We start from the raw sequence: 19291 nt of genomic DNA on the forward strand, positions 1-19291 counted from the left end.
GGGGGACAGCCGGGGTCTCGTCCCTTCGGGACGGAGGGGACAGCGGGGGGACGGCGGGGGACATGTCCCCCGGGGACAGGGGGACAGCGAGGGGAACAGGGGGACGCGCCGCCAGCGCCTCGGCCAGTGCAATGCGAAGTCCCTTGGCCATCCCTTCCGCCTCAATGCGTGCCTCCCGCTCGAGCGTTTGCAGCTCCAGTGCCTGAGCCAACTCGGCCCGGAGGCGCTCCACATCCTCCCGGGCGCACACGCACAGAGACGGTGAGTCCACCGGCTGAGACTCAGGTGCACTGCGCGGCTGGAGCCCAGCGCGCGGTGGCGGAATCACCTGGGCGGCTTGCTCTTCGGTGACGACCCGGCCGTTGCCCAGGCGGCGGTGGCCGGGAGGCACCAGATTCTCGTTGGGGGGTGGGTTCGCGCAGGGGGCCATGTCTACGGCTCCTCGGTGGTGACGGGCACGGTGGAGAGAAGGGGCGGCGGCACCAGCACGCAGGGCGGGTGCATGCAGCAGATGGGCGGGACGGGCTGGTTGCGGCACCCGGCCCGCCAGGGGTGGCCGTGACGGCAGGTGGGCCACGGGCCCGGGTAGGCGGCCTGGACGGCAGCGCCTGCGGCCGTGGCCCCGTGCGGCGCCAGCCGGCCGGACTCGGTGAGGCTGGTGCCCAGCCGGACGGCACCGCACACGTGGCAGGTGGTGGCGCGGAGACGGAGGCAGCTCAAGTGTGAGCCTCCTGGTGGCAGGCGTGGGGCCCGCAGTCCGGGCTGGCGCACCGAAAGGCCTTGCACGAGGGGCACGGCGTCATGGCCCGGCGGCAGCTGCACAGGCGCAGCAGCTTGTCCTTCAGCGTCGGCGCGGGCTCGCGTTCCAGGGCCTTCGCCGAGCGGGCGCTGAAGTCGTCCCAGAGCGCCTTCGTCGCATCCCGGGCGGCCTTGTAGCCGGCGCGCACCGCGGCACGGACGTCCTCAGGGAGTTCCCAGCACTGTGCCACTGGGCCGGGCTCAACGGGCACCAGCTCAGGCAGGCGGATGACATCGGCCAGCCACAGCCCCACCGGCCCCACGTACCAGCGAGACTCGCGGGGGACGTCCGGCCACTGGGACACGGCCGCCACCCGCGCCACCGCGAGCACCGTGCGGGTGTGGATGTCCTCTGGAGCGAAAGGCCGAATCCCCCCGTGGACGTCCATCCAGTGGGCGATGTCTTCGTCGTACTCGCCCGCGCATACCGCGACGTAGCCGCCGAGGGCCTCCGGCGGAGGGGCCACGGACAGGTTGACGACGGGCGCCGTGCCCAGCTCCACGCTTCGCGCGAGGGGCTGGGGCACGGTGACGGCGAGCAGCGGCTTGCGCGTGGTGCAGGTGCTCATCGAGGACCTCCGGAGACGCGCGCCATCGGCAGCCCGTAGAAGGGGTCCTCCGCCGGGGCCAGGCAGTGAGGGCTGAACCAGATGCGTTCGCGCAGGGCGTTCTCGTGGTTCCCCCGCGCGGCCGCGTACCCGCCCGGCGCCTTCCACGCGACACAGCGCCAGGTGGTGGGCATCTCGTGCTCGCCCTCGTAGCCGCACAGGGCGATGCGCAGGCGGGGGTTGTCCCCGTTCGCCAACGCCCACTCGCGCACGCGGTGCGCCACCTGCAGGTCCTCCTCGGCGTAGATGCTCGGGTCCCGCCCCGCGGCGTCGGAGTACGGCGGGTCCAGCAGCACGCCCGTCACGCCGATGCGCTCGGTGACGTTGGGCGAGAGGATGCGGCCCCAGTCGCCGCAGCAGACGCGCACGTAGCGCAGCCGGTCCGCCAAGGCCTGCATCCACGCGTGGAGTCCGCCCTGCTTCCCGGTGGCGTGGATGCCCATGCCCGATGCGCCACTGTCGCCCTGGACCAGCGGCATCTGGTTCGACAGGCCGTTGCCGTGCACACCCCGTCCACCGCGTCCCAGGCTCGGACGCTTCCCCCACTCCGGCGCACGCCCCAGGTCACGCAGGCGCTGCGCGTGCACTCCGATGCCGTCCGTCAGGTGTGGGCGCTGCTCGTGCTCGGACGTCGCCTTCCCGCGCACGGCGAGCTGGTGGACGCCCCGGCCGGGCTTGTCGAGCATCGGCCGCTTGGCGTACTCCGCTGTCGCGATGCCGCACGTCTTCTCGGCGCCGGCGGCGTCCTGAGCCTCCCAGGAGGGCTGGGCGCACCAGCCGCTGCCAATCCACTGGCAGAGCCCCCACACCCACCACCCGGCGACGCGCGCGTCGAAGTACTCGGCGTCCTGCCGCATGCGCTGGCGGAACTCCACCTGGGCCACCAGCCAGCGGTGCCGGGCGTGCAGGTCCGCCTCGTTGACGGGCCAGTCCGCGTGGTGAGCCACCTCGTCCGGTGCCGCCGCGAGCGCCCGCCAGAAGTTGGCGAGGTAGCAGTCCAAGTCGTTGACGGTCTCCACGCGAGGCGACGTGGGCCGGCCCAGCAGGACAGCGAGGCTGCCGGCGAACGGCTCCACGTAGTTGGCCGTGTCGCCGAATGCCGCCCACACGAGGTGGGCAGCGCGGCTCTTCCCGCCGAACCAAGGGAAAGGAGCTCGGAGCGGAGCGCAGGGCGTGGTCATGCCGCCCTCCGGTTCTTCAGGAAGGACTCGGCCAGGCGCCGGAAGCGATGGGCAGTGACGAGCGCGCGCAGGTGCGCCAGCTCTTTGAGAAGGGGCGTGCTCACGCTGCGTACCCCGCATTCAGCGAAGGCGCGTCGAACCAGTAGTCCCCGCGCAACGCCCAGCCCTCGCCGAGCTCGGAGCGCAGGAGGGACTCCAGCAGCACCCTGCCCCAGGCCAGCGCACCACCCACGGGGATGGCGTTTCCGATGTGCTCCCTCCACACGCTGTCGCTGTTGCCCGCCAGGACCAGCGGCGCGCCCCGGTGGACGTGCGGCAGCCCCTGGAGGACTGCCAGCTCCAGCGTGGTGAGGGGCCGGTGCCAGCAGCCCGACAGCGGAGAGAGGATGGCCGGCGCCAGCGTCCCCTTCGGTGGCTCCCAGCCCTCGGCCAGGAGTTGGAGCGCCAATCGGATGTCGATGGCCACGCGCGGGTGGGGCAGACGCGGGTCCGCCACCGAGCACGAGCCGTTGTCGAGTTGCATGCTCCCGGTGATGGTGCCGGCGGTGGTGTCCCAGCCGATGACGCCGTAGAAGCCGTTGCGGCCGTGGCATCCCAGGCCCAGGCGCTCCACACGCTGGTCGGCCACCGAGGCCTGAGCGTTGCCCCCGCTCACCGTGGCCTTGCCCGTCACCGTCGGGCTCGGCGCCCGCCAGTCCCCGACACCGAACAGGCCCGGACGGCCGGCGTAGCTGCCAGCTCCGTCCGCCGTCTGCCCCAGGCCGAGCAACTCAACCGCGCGCGGGTCGGCCACCGACACCGGAGAGCTGCCGCCGGACACCCAGGACGTGGCGATGACGGTGGCAGAGGGCCGGGTCCAGTGCAGCACCCCGGCAGCGCCTGGTCGGGCGTCCTTGCGCATCGCCAGGGCTTCCACCGCGCGAGCGTCCGCGACGGCAGGTCCGCCGCTCCCCACCTGCTGGGCCCCTGTTACCGTCCGCGCAGCGGCGGCCCAGTCCTGAACCGCGTACTTGCTGGTGTGACGCGCGGGGTTCTCCGCCCCCATCGCCAACGCCTCCAGCGGGCGCGGGTCCTCGACAGCGCACAAGCCCGCGCCGCCCGGCCCGGACACCGTGGGCGACGGCGCCGCCCATGCCTGGACGGGATGCCGGCGGTGGACCTCCCGCCTCTTCTGCGAGGCCTCGACAGGGTTCCCGAGCTGCTCCTCCACCAGCTCACGGAAGGCAGCCGTGTCCATGCCCGTCGGCCACAGGCCGCGTTGCTGGAGCGTCTCCACCACGTGGCCGCGCTTCGGCAAGTCCCGCCAGTCGCCGCCCGGGGGGATGAGCGCCAGGCGCACTGCGTTGAGCCAGCTCACCCGGGGGAGCCGGTGCATCCGGCCCGCATGCGGGTCATCCGGCCACGGCAGCGGCGCCAGCACCTCGCCCACGCCGCGCAGGCCCTGGTAAGGCGGCAGCGCCACCTGCACCGGGCAGCGGCGCGAGTCCCGGGCAGACAGGGTGAAGCGCTCACGCGACTGCGCCAGCCCACCCTCCTGGCCGAGGTCGTGCGTGGTGACGTTCACCTCGTAGCCCGCCTCGCGCAGGAGGCGAATCGTCTTTCCAAGCACCTCCCGGCACCGCGTGCGGAAGCTGGGCACGTTCTCCACGACGATGAGGCGCGGACGGTTGTCCCGGTCCGGGTACGCCGCGAGCACCAGCTTCGCCGCGTGGAACATGAGCTGGTTCATGTCCTGGTACTTCTGCGTCGCGGCCATTGAGGCTGGCAGCAGCTTTGAGGCGCCCTTGCACGGAGGACTCCACTTCGTCATGTCCGGTGCGCGCGGGCCCCAGAACTTGCGCAGCTTCTCAGGCGCCAGCGTGGCGATGTCCGCACAGAGGGACGGCGCCCCCGTCAGGTACGTGTAGTCCTTGCAGCACCCTTCGTCGAAGTCGACGCCGCCCAGGTTGCGCCAGGAGGCGGTGCTGCCCGCCACTTCGACGGTGGCCATGTCGTTGCCCAACGCCCCGGGCCCTGAGCCACAGAAGAGGTAACCGGCGGTGAACTCGTAGTGGTTGGTGCACGTCATGAACGGCCCCCGATGAAGCGTGCGGCGATGGCGGTGAACGCGATGGAGCAGCCCGCGGCCGTCGCCGCAGACTGGAGTTGCTGCTCGGCCAGCCGGGGCAGCACGAGCCCGGCGGCGGTGGCGCCCACGGCGAGGCAGCCGAGGGCGATGAAGGAGGCGCGCGGGCTCATGGACGCGCCTCGATGCGCACTGGCTCGAAGGGGATGGGCTGCTGGCTGTACGGCACGAAGGACTTGCCGCGCGCGAGCGGATGCTTCGGGCTCCCATCGCCCGTCAGGCCCAGGCAGTGAAGCTGCCGCCCCACCGAGCGAGCCAGGGCGACAACGCCCTCAACGCGCCCGATGTTGTTGGAGTGGTTGCCCCACGCGGCGATGACGATGGCCGTCTCCGGGGCGGACAGCAATGCGGAGAGCACCGCATCGTTGGCCGGGCCGACAGTGTCCACGCCTTCCGCAGTGCGCGCCGCGAGCTCCTTCGGGTACGGCGTCCGGTAGGCGCGAGGGTTCCCGATGACGAGCCCGGTGCAACCCCACGCCTGCGAGAACCGCACGCAGCGGGCCACGGTGTTGTCGTCTTCCTCTCCATCCGCGTCGGACGGGTTGGTCATCAGCCAGAGGGCCACGCGCGGGGCGGCGACCTGGTCCCACTCGCGCCACAGGGAATAGCGGTACGTCCCGCACGCGCTCAACAGCGCACCAGCCTCCAGATAGCGGCAGCTCATGGACGGGCCCCCCGAGCAGCAGCCCATCCGGCGTGCACGCTCTCCAGTACGGGCGCCGGCAGCATCCACAGTCCCTGGGCGCCGCGGCACGCCACTGGCGTCGGGAGCTGGACGACCTGGTCCAGCGTCCAGCCCACCGGCCCGCCGAACCAGGGCGACTCGCTGTCGCGCACCACCCCCGCGAGGCGGGCCACGGCGATGATGACGCCGGAGGGCTGCTCATTCTCGCCAGGCACCGGGACACCGAAGGTGTCGGCGATGGAGTCCGCCGCGTCCTGGTCCCACTTCTTGCCGGCGTGGATGGCGAGCCAGCCGCCCACCATCGCGCGCGGGGGCTCCCAGGTGCGGTTCTCCACGTCCTTGCCAGCACAGGCGATGGCCCAGGCCCAGGGGCGGATGAGCGTCAGGCCGCGGATGCGCTCAACCATGGGGCACCTCCCGGACGCGCAGGTCCTCGGGCCACTCGGCCATGTCGCCGCCCTTCTTGTCGTTGAGCCTCGGGACGCGGCCGTTCAGCCCATCGACGCGCCGGTGGTTCCCAAAGAGCGTCCCCTGCGGCCACTCCCTGTCGGGGATGAAGGGGTCCTCGCCCGCCGCCGGCTCGCGAAGCACCGGCACCTCGCCGAGCTGCTTGACGAAGCACGGCACCCCGGCGGCGCGGCACTGGCGCACGATGTTCCGCACCCACTCGACGTGGCACGGCCGCGCCTTGCTGCCCGACTCGCCACCGACGATGACCCAGCCGATGGAGTCCTTCAGCGGCCGGTACCAGCGCAGGACGCGTTCGCTCTTACGGTTCCGCCCCAGCCCCATGTCCACGGCCGCCACCATCGGCTCCAAGGACACGAAGAGCTGCGCGAAGCCCTCCGCCTTGGCGAGCTCGTCCGCGCCCGAGTCCCACGTGCCTTGGTCGCTCGCACTCGTGCCGAGCCACACGAAGGGGCGCACGTCCTCGGGCACCAACTCCCAGTTCTGCGGGCGCTTCGTGAGGAGCAGCCAGTCGAGTCCACCAGAGGCGGTGTTGACGCACCGGCCGTCGCGCCCCTCGCACGCCGCGCCAACGCTGGCCAGGTCGCTCAGCCGAGCCGTCCTGCCCGGGAGATCAGCGCTCATCGCGTGCGGGCGCTGGCACCCCTGGCACACGTGGGCCGTCTCCCGGATTACGTCCCAGAGCTTCGCGCGCGCCTCGTCGAGGGCTCGGCGCGCCTCGTTCACGCGCTCGCGGCGCTCCGTGGTGAGGTGCTGAAACGGCGGGTACTCGGGCACTTCCAGCACGTCCGCCAGGGACGCGCAGAACACGCGCCGGCGCACGCCAGCCTTCGCGGCCGCGCGGGCCCATGCGCGCGGATGCCTCCAGGTGCTGTCGGCCGCGATGACGCGCTGCCCGCCGGACCACACCTCGCCCCAGGCGATGCCATGGATTGCCACGCCGACGTTCTTCTCGGCATAGCAGTGGGTGCAGCCGGTGTGGATCTTGGCGCATCCCCGCCATGGGTTGAAGGTGTGGTCCGTCCACTCGATGGAAGTCGTGGCGCTCACGCGTCCTCCCGGGGCTTCCGCGCGGCGCTCACCTCGAAGATGGTGGCCTGCCTGTCCCGGTACTCGCCCTTCTGGCGGATGACCTTGGACAGCTTGCGGGCCTTGGCGGAGAGGTCGCCCTCCGTCTTCTTGAAGTCCTTCATGGCTGCGGCCTTCTCCTCGCGGACCTCATCAATCTTCTCGAGGACGCCGGCCAGTTCGTTGGACTTCTCCAGCAGCTGCTCGCGGCTGTACGGCACAAACTCCTGGGTGGACTCGCTCACGGCATGGCTCCTTCCTCGACATCGGTGGTGGCGGTGTCGCGCAGGTACTTCTCCGCGGCCTCGATGCCGGACACGGTGAGCACCAGGGAGCGCGCCGCCTTCGATTCGCGGGTGAGGCGGCGCTTGCGCTCCAGCGCAGTCAGCAAGTCATTGACGCCGTTGGTGGAGGCGACGCCCAGACGGGAGGCCAGCTCGCGCACGGTGGGCGGGAAGCCGCGCTCCTTCGTCATGACGAGGATGAGGGCCGCCACTTCCTTCTGCCGTGGAGTCAGCGGCTCAATGGAGGCATTGCCGCGCTCAAGTTCCGGGCGGCGGCGACGCGGACGAGGGTCTGGACATGGAGTCATGCGGCACCTGCCTTTCGGGTGGGACGGCGGTCCTCACGGCTCCGGCAACGCTCGCGGTAGAGCGTCGTCAGGTGCTGGGCGAGCATCCGCACGTCGTTGGGGGTGTTCTGAATGCCCTTCCACTCGCGCCGGCCGGTGGGCGCCGGGAAATCCCAGGCACCTTTCGTCCATGCGCAGTCCGCCGCCACCAGGGCGAGTTCGCGGCGGAACAACTCCTCGGTGAGTGCCTCACCGTGGCGGCGCAGCTCATCCACCGCGCCATCCATGAGCAGGCCCAGAGCCGTCACTCCCGCGCCATGGAAGAGGCGCGACTCGCTGGGGTGCTTGCCCCACGCCTCCGGCCAGGAGGCGCGCACGGCCGACCACCACGCGCTCACCAGTTGCACCATGGCGTCCACGGACTGGGGCTCGCGGCTGTAGAGCGCCCCGTCGGAGAGGCTGTACTCCAGGGTCTTGAGGAGGCTGGTGTCCTTGAGCAAACCCGTCCGCCCCTTCCATGCCGCGGGCGTGCGGCCGGTGCGCAGCGGGTTGGTGACGGTGACGACGAGGCCTCGCAGAGGGCTTGCCTCGTCCTGGTTGAGCCGCTCCACCAGCGCGGCAGGGAGCCGCTTCATCTCCAGCGCGGCGGGAAGTGCACCGTGCGTCCTGGGCAGCAGTTCGTGGATGAGCCCAGCGGGAAGCGGCTTCGTGCGGTTGACGAGGATGAACTGCTCGGCCTGCTCGCCGGGGCTGTCGGTGATGAACGCGACACACGCGATGCGGAATGCCGCCACCAACGCTTCGCGCACGGCGGCCAGGCGCTGCTGGCCATCCACGATGAAGCCAGGGGCGTTCTCCCCTTCCTCCAAGGGGATGACGAGGTGCCCGTGCTCCGCTCCTGGTGCGAGCTCCTCGAAGCCGACGCGCGAGTCGAAGGCCAGCACCACGGCGTTGGGCACCAGCGGCGACGTGCTCTCCAGGTACTCGCGGATGGCCGCAATGTGGCTCAGCGCCTCGGGACGCTGGTAGCCGGTGAGCTGCCCGTCCTCGCGGCGCACCCGGGACACGGTGGCGAATTCCGGCACCCGCTTGCCGTCCACCGAGAACAGGTAGAGGTGCCGCCCGGGCGACTGCTCCACGCGGAGCGCAGCGAGGCGCAGCACCTGGGCAGGCGGCGAGGTCCGAGCGGCCTCGCGGGCGCGGCGAGCCTCAGACGGCACGCGCAGCCTCGCGCCCTGGGTGGCCCCCTTGAGGGGCTCCACCAGCGTCCAGCCCTCGCGGGGTGACTCTTCCAGGGCAGCACGGAGCGGCGCCACGTAGGCGGCCCCGGCGTAGACGTGCAACTCCACGGAGACGGAGCTGGCCGGGTAGATGCGAGCCAGCGCATCCAGCACGGACCGGCCCCATGCGGCGCGCTCCTCCCGGGCCATGCCGTCCAGGGTGACGTCGTAGGGCTCCCGCTCGTCCGTCAACGCCAGCAGGCCGTAGAGCGCCGACACGATGTAGACGTGGCCGCAGGTCGCTTCCGCCTCGGCGAGGTGCGCACGGAACAGAGGGCCCTTGTAAAGGTCCCGGGCAGCAGCGACCTGCGTCGCCTTCTTCTTGCCGCAGCCCACGAGCGCGATGCGAAGGGCCGTGCTCATTGAGCGCCCTCCGCGTCGTCGACGTAGATGTCGAAGTCCTCGATGTCGAGCGGGTTGCCCTGGGACTCGGACGCGTCAACCAGCCGCTGCAGGCTGGCGTACGCGAGCGTTTTCGCCTCGTCGGAGTTGCGGCCGTCCTCCTTCACTTCCGGAAGGCCATCGGCGCGGATGGTGGTGCGCCAGCCCAGAGGGCCACCGGGAGCGCTTTTGAAGAAGAGCTGCGGGCGCCGGGTGCAGTTCATGACGCGAGCCTCCGCACGAAGGGCACTCCGTCGGGGTGCTTGTTCGCGATGGAGGCCAGCTTCGCGGCCGAGCGCTCCACCACGTGCCGCGCCTCGGACACGGAGGAGTCCCAGACGGACACAACAGGGTCGCCGCTCGCGTCGCGAGCAGTCACGCGGTAGCCGCTCCCGCTGCGCGCCTCGGTGCGCGAGACGATGGCTGGCGCCGTCGCCTTCTGGGGCTCCGGGTACGCGGGCGGGGCCAGGGCGGTGAAGTACAGGACGCTCACCGGGCACCGCCCTTCAGCAACCGCTCGCCCTCGACCGAGACGAAGTCGACCAGGCCCGCCGCAGCATCCTTCTTGGAGGCGTACCGCGTTGGCGCGAAGCACGCCCCGAGCGTCGAGTAGTGCCAGCACCCGTGGCTGTCACACCGGCCGACGAGCCCGATAATCCCCACGTTGACGAACGAGACGATGTACCTGCCATCCGACGTGGGCGTGAGAAGGGGCGCCGTCTCTCGGCGGCTCGGCTCCGCCTGGAGCGGCCGCCCGTCGAGCACCTGACGGATGGTGCCGCGACACACAGAGCAGAGCCCGTCCACGCCCTTCTCGCATTCGAGCGCGGCGTAGAGCAGCTCGCCCAGCGCGTCCGCCCCACCCGGCCGCTGGACCAGCGCCGTCACCTGCGCGAGCAGGAGCACCAGCAGCGGATCCACCGGCTCCGGGCGCTTCGTCACCAGCGCCTTCCGCGCCCCTGCCTTCTTCGCAGCGCGCGTCATCGCCCACCTCCCACCAGGACCACGAGGGTGGTGCAGTTGTCGGTGCTGCCCTCGTCCAGGGCCCGGCGCACCAACTCCTCGGCAGCCCACCGCGCGTTGTGCGCGGGCAACTCGCGGAGGACGGCGCGAATCTCAGGGTGGCCCAAGGTGTCCGAGACGCCGTCGGTAGCCAGCACCCAGACGTCGCCCGGCTCCGTGTCCAGGACGCGCACGTCCGGCTCCGAGGGGCAGTCCGGACTCGTGGCCCCCAGGCACCGGTTGAGGACGTGCCGGTAGATGCGGTGGTCCTGGGTGAGTTGCTCAAGAACTCCGCAGCGCAGCCGGTACACGCGGCTGTCGCCAACGTGCGCCACCACCGCGGACGAGCCCGCCAGCATCAGCAGGGCCAGGGTGGTGCTGCCTCCGGAGGCAAGGACGGACACCTCCGCCCTGGCCACGGTGCTGCGCGCCTGCGCGTCCGTCAGTTGCCCACCGGCCTGGGTGGTGAGGAGCACCGAGTCCACTGCGGCGCGGCTGGCCAGGTCCCCGTTGGGGTGCCCGCCCAGCCCGTCCGCCACGGCGAAGACGGACACGTTCGCGCCCACGTCGTAGCCGACCGCATCCTCCTGGTAGGAGCGCAGTCCGCGCTCCGTACAGGCCCCGACGTCGCCGGCCAGAGCCAGGGGCTGGACCTGGGTGGCGGCGCTCATCGTCCACCGCCCTTGCTGCCGTCCGGCGTGGTGGACGGCTGTCCGGCGGTGCGGAAGCGCTTCAACTCCGCGAGGTCGGCGAGGAGCGCCCGGCAGTCACCCGGGTCCAGGACGACGTTCCGGCCCTGGGCGGCAGCCACCACCAGCGCGGAGTGGAGGACGGTCCCGACAGGGCCCGCGGGGGCGACCGCTGATGCCCTACCGATGGCTAGAGCCGGCTGGCGCAGCGGCCGGGGACGGGCCGGGGCCGCAATAGAGCGCCTGCGGCTTGCGCCCCGACGAGCATTAGGGGCGCTCATCGCACACCCCCACCAAGGGCGCGCATTCCCGACATGCGCACACCACGCCACAACGCAGCGCGGCAAATGCGCTCAGGTGGGCAATAGGTGGGCGGTGCTCCCGGAAAGGGGGTCAGCGCCCGGGATTCATGAGGAACAACCTCAAGAATCCCGGGCACTTCCACCAGCGCGCGATGCAGGATTCGAACCTGCGGCCTTTGGCTCCGGAGGCCAACGCTCTATCCAGCTGAGCTAATCGCGCAGACAGCTCTGACGGTGGGGCACAAGTAGCCGAAGTTCCCCGCCGAAGCAAGCACGCAATCCCCCAACCGGATGCGTGCGCCGCCCCATTCCCCCCAAAGGCGGCCGGTTACGGCTGCCTCCTCCGGCGAGCGGCCAGCAGGGCGAACGCCACGAACCCCAGGGAGGCGACAGGCGCCTGGCCACTGCCACCCAATGAACAGCTCAGGCCTCCTCCTCGCGAGTCGATCTCCGTGGATGGGATGAGCGTGAAGGTCACGAGCTCGCTGGCCGCGCTCTGGTTGCGAGCCAGGTCCACCGCGTAGACGCTCACGGAGTGCTCGCCGTCGGGCAACGACCCCGTCAGGGTAAAGCGCCACTGCCCCGCTCCATCCACGGACGCCCGCCCGCGTTCGTCGCCATCCACCCTGATCACGACTTCGCTGGCCTCCCCCAGTGCGGCTCCTCGAAACTGCGGCGTGCGCGTCTCCACGAGGGCACCGGGCGTCGGGAAGCTCAGCGAAGGGACCTCTGGGGGCGTGTCATCCACCGTCCAGGTGTAGCTCTCCGGGGAGTCGTCCACGTTCTCCACGCTGTCCACAGCACGGACTTGCAGCGTGTGCGCCACCTGCGAAAGCGGAGGCAGCGTGACGGGGTTGTCGCAGGGCGCGAATGCGGCGCCATTCAGACTGCATTCGTAGCGAACCTCCTCTTCATCGGAGCCGAACAAGAACACGGAGCGCGACGAGTGGTCGAACAAGCCAGGCTTGTTGATGATGCTCGTCTCGGGCCGCTTGGAGTCGACCAACCAGGTATGGGTGGCAGGCGTCGGATCCAGATTGCCAGCAAGGTCGCGGGCGCGAACGCTGAGGAGATAGGTACCATCCTGGGGAACCATGACCTCGTAAGGCGTCGTGCAGTCCCGGTATTGCTCGTCATTGAGGCTGCACTGGAAGCCAGCGAAGTTCACCTCCTGCCGATGCTCAAACTCGAAAGTGACGGTCCGTTCGCGGCCCCGAGCAGGGGGCGCCCCGGTGATGGTGGTGTCCGGCGGCGTGACGTCCACGGTGAAGACGCGCGGCTCGGAGGCGTTCAGTGAGCCCGTGTTGGATGCCGGGTCCGTCAACGTGGCGCGAAGGGTGTACTGCCGCTCCTCCAACTGGAGGCCGCTCAGCTCCCAGGAGAGAGTGCCGCTCGTCGCCGCCTGCCCGACGTTCAGTGCCCCCAGATACACCGTCACCGTCCCGGCCTCGGGGGCGGTTCCCCGGATGACAGGCGTGGTCGTGTTGACGTACGCCGTTATGGGCTCCGTGATGAGCGGTGGCCCCGGGGCAACCGTATCCACGGACCAGGTGTAGGAGGCACCCGTCTCATCCCGGTCTCCGTTGTCCTGGTCCACGGCGTGGACATTCAGCGTGTGCCGTCCATCCGATACGTTGAAGGGGTGCTCAGTCTCCCGATCCTCTGGATCTGGCGTGATGGAGCCACAGTCGACTTCGGTCTGGTCATCCAGTTTGCACCGGAACGCCACATGCCCCTTGTTCGACGTGAAGACAAACCTGGCCACCGACTCGTTGGTGAGCTGCGGTGGCCGCGCCCTGATCTCAGTGATGACAGGACCGGAGTCGACCCGCCAGACATGCGTTGCGGGCGTGTCGTCCACGTTTCCCGCCGTGTCCACGGCGCGAATGAGCATCTTGTGCACCCCGTCGTCGACCTGGAACTCGACGCCAGAGACGCACCTCTCGAAGGGGTCTCCATCCAGGCTGCACTCGTAATAGTCGACATCCGAGTCCTGAGGTGACGCAAAGCCAAACGTCGCGACCAGGTCACTCGTCAATTCCGCAGGCGCCTGCGTAAACACCGTGTTGGGAGGGGTCACGTCCACACGCCACAAATGGCTGGCCGGCGACGCGTCACTGTTTCCCGCCCGGTCGACCGCCCTGACGTGAAGCTGGTAGGTGGTGCCATTGACGAGGTCGTTGATGACATGGGCAGAGGGACACGTCTGCCAGGTTCCCGTGGTGGACTCGGGCTCCGTCGTGTCCAGCCTGCATTCGAAACGGACTACGTCCGTCGCGGAGGAGGTGAAGCCAAATGCCGCCGAGCGGGAGTTGTTCGGGTTCCGCGGGGGGACCGGAGACGTGAGACTGATGGCGGTATCTGGCGCGGCCGTATCCACCACCCACATATGCATCACGGGCGTCGGGTCCACGTTGCCCGCTTCATCCACCGCCCTCACCTGCAACGCGTGCGTCCCGTCCGCCGGCGGAGTGACAGGCGTGAAGGGCGAGGTGCACGTCGCGAAGGGCGCCGAGTCCAGGCTGCACTCGAAGCGCACCACGTCCGTGTCGTCGCTACTGAATGCGAACGGCACGTTCTGTGACGTCACCTCCGGCAACGCAGCGGTGAACTCCGTGTCGGGCGCCACCAGGTCCACCGTCCACGAGTGCGGGACGTCCGTCCCCCGATTTTCGGCACGGTCCACCGCGCGTACCAACAACGTGTAGCGCGAGCCATGCGTCAGGTTCGAATAGAGCTTCGAGGCGGGGCACGTAGCCCACGTGCCAGTCGTCGAACTGCCCGTCGCGGGCACCTCCGCCAGTTGGCATTCGAAGCGCACGACATCCGCGGCCGTCGAATCGAAGTCGAAGCCCGCCGTCGCCTGGTTGCTGGGGTCCGGCGGGCCCAGTCGAATCGTCGCCGGAGGCCCGTCCGTGTCCACCACCCAGGTATGCATCGCGGGCGTCGGGTCCACGTTGCCCGCTTCATCCACCGCCCTCACCTGCAACGCGTGCGTCCCGTCCGCCGGCGGAGTGACAGGCGTGAAGGGCGAGGTGCACGTCGCGAAGGGCGCCGAATCCAGGCTGCACTCGAAGCGCACCACGTCCGTGTCGTCGCTGCCGAATGCGAACGGCACGTTCTGTGACGTCACCTCTGGCAACGCAGCGGTGAACTCCGTGTCGGGCGCCACCAGGTCCACCGTCCACGAGTGCGTGTCCTCCGTCCCCGGATTGTCGGCACGGTCCACCGCGCGTACCCACAACGTGTAGCGCGAGCCATGCGTCAGGTTCGAATAGAGCTTCGAGGCGGGGCATGTAGCCCACGTGCCAGTCGTCGAACTGCCCGTCGCGGGCACCTCCGCCAGTTGGCATTCGAAGCGCACGACATCCGCAGCCGTCGAATCGAAGTCGAAGCCCGCCGTCGCCTGGTTGCTGGGGTCCGGCGGGCCCAGTCGAATCGTCGCCGGAGGCCCGTCCGTGTCCACCACCCAGGTATGCATCGCGGGCGTCGGGTCCACGTTGCCCGCTTCATCCACCGCCCTCACCTGCAACGTGTGCGTCCCGTCCGCCGGCGGAGTGACAGGCGTGAAGGGCGAGGTGCACGTCGCGAAGGGCGCCGAGTCCAGGCTGCACTCGAAGCGCACCACGTCCGTGTCGTCGCTACCGAATGCGAACGGCACGTTCTGTGACGTCACCTCCGGCAACGCATCGGTGAACTCCGTGTCGGGCGCCACCAGGTCCACCGTCCACGGGTGCGTATCCTCGGGACTTTGATTCCCGGCACGGTCCACCGCGCGCACCTCCAACGTGTAGCCGTGCCCGTGCAGGAGCCCGGACAGGACATGGTTCGCCGGGCACGTCGCCCACGCGCCGTATTCCGGGTCTTCCTCGGGAGGAACCGCCACGCCCAGTCTGCACTCGAAGCGGTCCAAATCACTGGCATTCGAATCAAAACCAAACGCAGCAATGTCCAAATGAGACATGGACACAGGAGGCGCTGGATTCGTCGAGCGAATGCTCACATCCGGTGAGTCGTGGTCCACCACGAATTCAATGACGGCGGGCGTCGGGTCCTCGTTCGTCGCGGCATCGATCGCCCTCGCCTCGAACCGGTAGGTGCCGCCGGCCGCTGAGATGTCATGACTGGAAACGGACGTGCAGGGGCTGAAGGCTGGCGTGGGCTGAGAAGGCCGCGTGAGCCGGCACTGCAGCGTGCAGGGGAGGGTCGCCGCGTTATCGCATCGCTGGCCCTCTGCCTCATCTCCTTCGACGGTGAAGGTGATTTCATCGGCATTGGTCGGAAACGACAGGCTCGTAGAGGCGCGTGTATCCGGTGGGCGGGTGTCCACGGTGACAGGCAAATCCGTGCAGTAACTCCCCTGCAAACCCTGGCGCTCCACGGCCGCCTTCAGCGTGTTGCTCCCCTCTTGAAGCGGGACGTTCACGGCGTATGTGCCATTCGCACCGATGACGGTGCGCACCACGAACTCCTGCACCGAGGCCTGGCCGGGGCGGTTCCGATAGATCAATAGCCCGGCCCCAGGCGCTCCGGTTCCTGTCACCAGCGGAGACGAGGTCTTCACCAGTGCGTTCGCGATGGTCAGCTCCGGCGCGGCAATCGTCTCGGGCATACCGCCCACCAGGAAGGTGACCGAGCCGACGTAGGGAGGGAGCCGGATGGACGATGCAGGAGGCATCGCCCCCCGAGCCACCGGCGCCTCGCCATCGTCCGAGGTCAGCCCCGCCACGCCACTGTCGACCGAGATGGGACAGGTCGACGAAGCGCCCGCCTGAAGCAGGACACGTCCACCACCGCCGCCACCGCCCGGGCCCGCGGCGTTCACCGTCCCCGACTGCACACTATCGACATCACCTCCGTTGCCACCGTTCGCCACGATAGCGGTGGTGCTGCAGGTCTCCGTCAAGCGGACGGAGATGGAGCCACCCGCCCCACCACCGCCGCCACTGTCCGAACTCTCGGCGGCGGACGCGCCAGACGCATCGACCCGGCCACCTGACAGGCTGGCCGCGCGAAGGAAGACAATCCCGCCTCCCCGTCCACCGTTGGGAGCCGGAGCGGTCGCCGTGTGTCCCTGACCGCTGCCGCCTCCACCGCCGAACGTCAGGTGGTCGAGCGGTGAATAGCTCAGAGACGTGCCACCACGCCCGCCCATGCTCCGGCTGCCGTCCATCGACCTGCCCCCCAATCCGCCCATACCCGCGTTGCCGCCACCACCGCCGCCAGACTGTTTGCACACGCCGCCGCCGCCGCCATGGGTGAAGTTCCTGAGGCCTCGAAGGGCCCCGGCCCCGGTGTAGCGCGTGGTCGACAGCCCCTCCCCCTTCATCCCTAGCCGGAAGTCCCCGGCCCCGTCATCGGTTCGGTCACACCCCTCCGCAGGGTCGTCTTCGACTTCTTCACGCGTGAACACGCCGCCACGGAATCCGGCCGACGCGGCGCTGATGACGCCCGTGCCATTGAGTTGGATGCCCTCTTGAGCCAGGAACGCCACGACGCCGCCCGACGCGCCATCCCAAGGCAACGCCTCGATACGCGCGCCGTCCGCGACGGTGACGGAGGTGTACTGGGGAACGAGAATGACCTGTGTGGCGTCAGGAGCGTAGCTGTACTTGAGCGGCTGTGACAGCACCAGCGCCCCCGTGGTGCTGTTGAAGCCCGTAATCGTTCCCAACTCCCACCGGCCCACCGCGCTGTTCCCCAACTCGAGCGTGTCCTGCTCGAACGCCTCATCGGGGACCTCGGTCGGGGTGATGCCCGTTGTCTGGAGCACCATCACCAATCGGTCGTTGGCGAAGTTGGAGGCAGCGTTGCCCTGGCGCCGGTTGCCCAGCATCAGTTGAGGACGCCCCTCGCTCGTTGTCGTGATGGCAATCACCGGGGCGTAGGTATTGACCTGCACCTCCGTGGGCTGGTTCTGGGCGGACGGGACCGTCAAGCCATCGCTGCCCAATCCCAGGAAGAACGTGTCCGGCCCAGCCACCGCGACAATGGCGCTCAACAACACGCCCGCCGCGAGCGCCGCCTTGAGCCCCGTGCCCTTCATCAAGACGCCCCTCTTTGGATGGCCCATGGCTTAGCGACGGGGGGTGCCCGTCTTCTCCTTTTCGGGAACCACCAGCAGGAACTCCACGCGGCGGTTGTTCTCGCGGCCGTTGGAGGTCGCATTGCTATCGATGGGGCGGTCCTGGCCAAAGCCCACGGACTGCAGCCGGCCCGGCTCCACGCCCTTGGTGATGAGGTACTGACGCACCGACTCCGCGCGGCCCTGCGACAGCCGGCGGTTCGCGTCCGGGAAGCCACGGTCATCCGTGTGCGCGCCCACGACGACGGACGGAATCTCCGGGTGCTCATTGATGACCTTCGCCACCCAGTCCAACACTTCGAAGGAGCGGCTCTGCACGCGTGCCTGCGCGGGCTCGAAGAACACCTTGCCCATCACCACCAGGCGGTCCGGCCGCAGCTCCACCAGGGGAAGGACATGCAGCGGGCAGCCCAGGTTCTTCGCGTCGCCGGGCTCGTTGGCACAGCTGTCCACACGGTTGGGGACGCCGTCCTTGTCCGAATCCGACTCGGGGCAGCCATTGCGCTCCGCGGGCCCCGGCTCGCTGGGACACTCATCCTTGTCGTTGTCGATGCCGTCGCCGTCGGTGTCCCGAATCGGGCAACCGCGATTGTCCGCGGGTCCCGGGTCCGTGGGACAGCTGTCGATTTCGTCCGGGACCTCGTCCCTGTCCTCGTCGGGAGTGGGGCAGCCCTGCCGCGCCGCGGGTCCCGGCTCCAACGGGCAACCATCGAGCATGTCCTCGATGCCATCGCCGTCGGTGTCCTGCGCGGAGCAGCCGCTGCGCGCCACGTCACCCGCCACCAGGGGGCACTTGTCATCAGTGTTGCGCACGCCATCGCCGTCCTCGTCGAGGTCGGGGCACTCCACGACCTTCACCTCCGGCGGGAGTCCCATCTCGCACATGACGGACGACTCGCCCGGGCCGCGCGGCGGCGTCACCTGGCCGAAGGAACCGCCCACCATCAACCGGAACAGCGGCGTTCCCGGCGCGGAGCCCACGCCAATGCCTACCAGCCCGAACACCTCCAAGGAGGAGTTGACCAGGTAGCGACCGCCCGGCAGCAGCTCCACGGAGGCGGGCTGGTTGGTCAGCGGCACCATGCCCCGCACGTTGAACTCCCACCGCGTCCGCCGCCCCGTGGTCGCGAGCGCCAGGCCCACCCGGAGCTCCTCGCCCACCTCGTCTTCGAGGTCGCCTTCCTTCTCCGTCAACAACAACCGGGGCCGCCGCGTGTACCCGACCTCCGCCCCCGCCCGGATGAAGCCGAAGTGGCGCCCCACCATCACCTTCGGCGAGAAGCGCAGCGAATCTCCATCCCGTGAGAACGCATCCCGTGAGCCCAACGGCAATCCCACGCCCAGCTCCACGGCGAGGTCCACGCCACCATGCACTTCCTGCCGCAACAAGCCAAACCGCCCGCTCACCAGGGGCGTCGCCAGGGCCTGGCTCGCGGGCGCGGCGATGTTCCGCTCCTGCATGAGCAGGGTATCCCCACCTTGAAAGGCAACCAGCGGCACCTGGAGCCCGACCTGAAGCCAGGCCAACGGCGCATAGGCGGCGGCCAGATGCGCGGTGGCCCGATTCCCGACCACCGCCAGCTCACGGCCCGTATCGACGAAGAGCAGCGGGTTGTGGGCGTAGTGTGCCAGGACGGTCGCGCGGTAATGTCCCTTGGGCAGGAGCTCACCGAGCCCCACGAGGAGCGAGCCTTCCGCCCCGGGGTTCAGCTCCAAGCGCTCCAGATCGAAACCGCGCTGGAGGGGCGATGCATCCTGCGCCCCGGCGGACAGGGACGTCAGCGCGAGTGCCAGCGCGAGCCCGCGGTGCAGGAGCTCTTTTCTTCTCATGGTTCTCCCCGAAGCCGTCTGGGTACCCCGGGAAGACCCGCAGTTTCAAGCCAGCCCCCCTTTTCCACTCTACACCGAAGTCCGACCTGGAATGGGGTGGCCCCAGCGTCAGCGCACGCCGGCAATGAAAATTTCGTGTCAGGCCCCCCTGGTACGCCAATTCGTGGCATGCTGCCGCACCACAAACGGGCCCAATCCTATGGACGAGGCCCCGCGCT

18 protein-coding genes and 1 tRNA gene are annotated in these 19291 nt (G+C 69.7%); all 19 read right to left on the reverse strand.

All coding sequences use genetic code 11. The features are described from left to right. Positions 1-432 precede the first annotated feature (432 nt). The 19 genes from OZ403_RS25270 to OZ403_RS25360 all read right to left on the reverse strand — a co-directional run bounded on the left by OZ403_RS25270 (position 433) and on the right by OZ403_RS25360 (position 19073). Complete coding sequence (locus OZ403_RS25270) at positions 433-720, reverse strand: hypothetical protein (protein WP_268781973.1); 288 nt, start codon at positions 718-720, stop codon at positions 433-435. Beyond that, the gene (locus tag OZ403_RS25275) at positions 717-1367 is read right to left on the reverse strand and encodes a hypothetical protein (protein ID WP_268781974.1); all 651 of its coding nucleotides are present in this window, start codon (positions 1365-1367) and stop codon (positions 717-719) included. Before OZ403_RS25275 ends, OZ403_RS25270 begins: the two co-directional genes overlap by 4 nt. After that, positions 1364-2515, reverse strand: coding sequence for a hypothetical protein (locus OZ403_RS25280; protein ID WP_268781975.1), 1152 nt, complete (start codon positions 2513-2515; stop codon positions 1364-1366). The genes OZ403_RS25275 and OZ403_RS25280 overlap by 4 nt, the downstream gene beginning before the upstream one ends. 172 nt (positions 2516-2687) lie before the next feature. Further along, positions 2688-4655 carry a DNA cytosine methyltransferase gene (locus OZ403_RS25285; RefSeq protein WP_268781976.1) on the reverse strand — a complete coding sequence of 656 codons (1968 nt, stop codon included), beginning with the start codon at positions 4653-4655 and terminating at the stop codon, positions 2688-2690. Then, entirely contained in the window at positions 4652-4825 is a 174-nt protein-coding gene (locus tag OZ403_RS25290) for a hypothetical protein (protein ID WP_268781977.1), read from the reverse strand. Before OZ403_RS25290 ends, OZ403_RS25285 begins: the two co-directional genes overlap by 4 nt. Then, entirely contained in the window at positions 4822-5376 is a 555-nt protein-coding gene (locus tag OZ403_RS25295; RefSeq protein WP_268781978.1) for a DUF1643 domain-containing protein, read from the reverse strand. The genes OZ403_RS25290 and OZ403_RS25295 overlap by 4 nt, the downstream gene beginning before the upstream one ends. Beyond that, positions 5373-5804 carry a hypothetical protein gene (locus OZ403_RS25300; RefSeq protein ID WP_268781979.1) on the reverse strand — a complete coding sequence of 144 codons (432 nt, stop codon included), beginning with the start codon at positions 5802-5804 and terminating at the stop codon, positions 5373-5375. Before OZ403_RS25300 ends, OZ403_RS25295 begins: the two co-directional genes overlap by 4 nt. Next, the gene (locus OZ403_RS25305) at positions 5797-6915 is read right to left on the reverse strand and encodes a DUF5131 family protein (protein ID WP_268781980.1); all 1119 of its coding nucleotides are present in this window, start codon (positions 6913-6915) and stop codon (positions 5797-5799) included. Before OZ403_RS25305 ends, OZ403_RS25300 begins: the two co-directional genes overlap by 8 nt. Further along, positions 6912-7178, reverse strand: coding sequence for a hypothetical protein (locus OZ403_RS25310; RefSeq protein ID WP_140875174.1), 267 nt, complete (start codon positions 7176-7178; stop codon positions 6912-6914). Before OZ403_RS25310 ends, OZ403_RS25305 begins: the two co-directional genes overlap by 4 nt. After that, positions 7175-7525: a LexA family protein gene (locus OZ403_RS25315; protein WP_268781981.1), complete on the reverse strand. Its 351-nt coding sequence runs from the start codon at positions 7523-7525 to the stop codon at positions 7175-7177. The genes OZ403_RS25310 and OZ403_RS25315 overlap by 4 nt, the downstream gene beginning before the upstream one ends. Then, positions 7522-9147: a DGQHR domain-containing protein DpdB gene (gene dbpB, locus OZ403_RS25320; protein ID WP_268781982.1), complete on the reverse strand. Its 1626-nt coding sequence runs from the start codon at positions 9145-9147 to the stop codon at positions 7522-7524. Before dbpB ends, OZ403_RS25315 begins: the two co-directional genes overlap by 4 nt. Beyond that, entirely contained in the window at positions 9144-9389 is a 246-nt protein-coding gene (locus OZ403_RS25325; RefSeq protein ID WP_268781983.1) for a hypothetical protein, read from the reverse strand. The genes dbpB and OZ403_RS25325 overlap by 4 nt, the downstream gene beginning before the upstream one ends. After that, positions 9386-9658 (reverse strand): hypothetical protein, encoded by a 273-nt coding sequence (locus OZ403_RS25330; protein ID WP_268781984.1) that lies wholly within the window; start codon positions 9656-9658, stop codon positions 9386-9388. Before OZ403_RS25330 ends, OZ403_RS25325 begins: the two co-directional genes overlap by 4 nt. Next, entirely contained in the window at positions 9655-10149 is a 495-nt protein-coding gene (locus OZ403_RS25335; RefSeq protein WP_268781985.1) for a hypothetical protein, read from the reverse strand. Before OZ403_RS25335 ends, OZ403_RS25330 begins: the two co-directional genes overlap by 4 nt. After that, the gene (locus OZ403_RS25340; RefSeq protein ID WP_268781986.1) at positions 10146-10838 is read right to left on the reverse strand and encodes a PP2C family protein-serine/threonine phosphatase; all 693 of its coding nucleotides are present in this window, start codon (positions 10836-10838) and stop codon (positions 10146-10148) included. Before OZ403_RS25340 ends, OZ403_RS25335 begins: the two co-directional genes overlap by 4 nt. Continuing rightward, the gene (locus OZ403_RS25345) at positions 10835-10978 is read right to left on the reverse strand and encodes a hypothetical protein (RefSeq protein ID WP_268781987.1); all 144 of its coding nucleotides are present in this window, start codon (positions 10976-10978) and stop codon (positions 10835-10837) included. The genes OZ403_RS25340 and OZ403_RS25345 overlap by 4 nt, the downstream gene beginning before the upstream one ends. Before the next feature lie 326 nt (positions 10979-11304). Further along, positions 11305-11378: transfer RNA gene (locus OZ403_RS25350), tRNA-Arg, on the reverse strand. Positions 11379-11486: 108 nt separating this feature from the next. Beyond that, entirely contained in the window at positions 11487-17204 is a 5718-nt protein-coding gene (gene agmC, locus OZ403_RS25355; RefSeq protein ID WP_268784904.1) for an adventurous gliding motility protein AgmC, read from the reverse strand. Between the two features lie 30 nt (positions 17205-17234). Further along, the gene (locus OZ403_RS25360) at positions 17235-19073 is read right to left on the reverse strand and encodes an OmpA family protein (protein WP_140793654.1); all 1839 of its coding nucleotides are present in this window, start codon (positions 19071-19073) and stop codon (positions 17235-17237) included. Between the last annotated feature and the right edge of the window lie 218 nt (positions 19074-19291).

It is taken from the genome of Myxococcus sp. NMCA1 (genome assembly GCF_026810205.1).
GTDB classification, from domain to species: domain Bacteria; phylum Myxococcota; class Myxococcia; order Myxococcales; family Myxococcaceae; genus Myxococcus; species Myxococcus xanthus_A.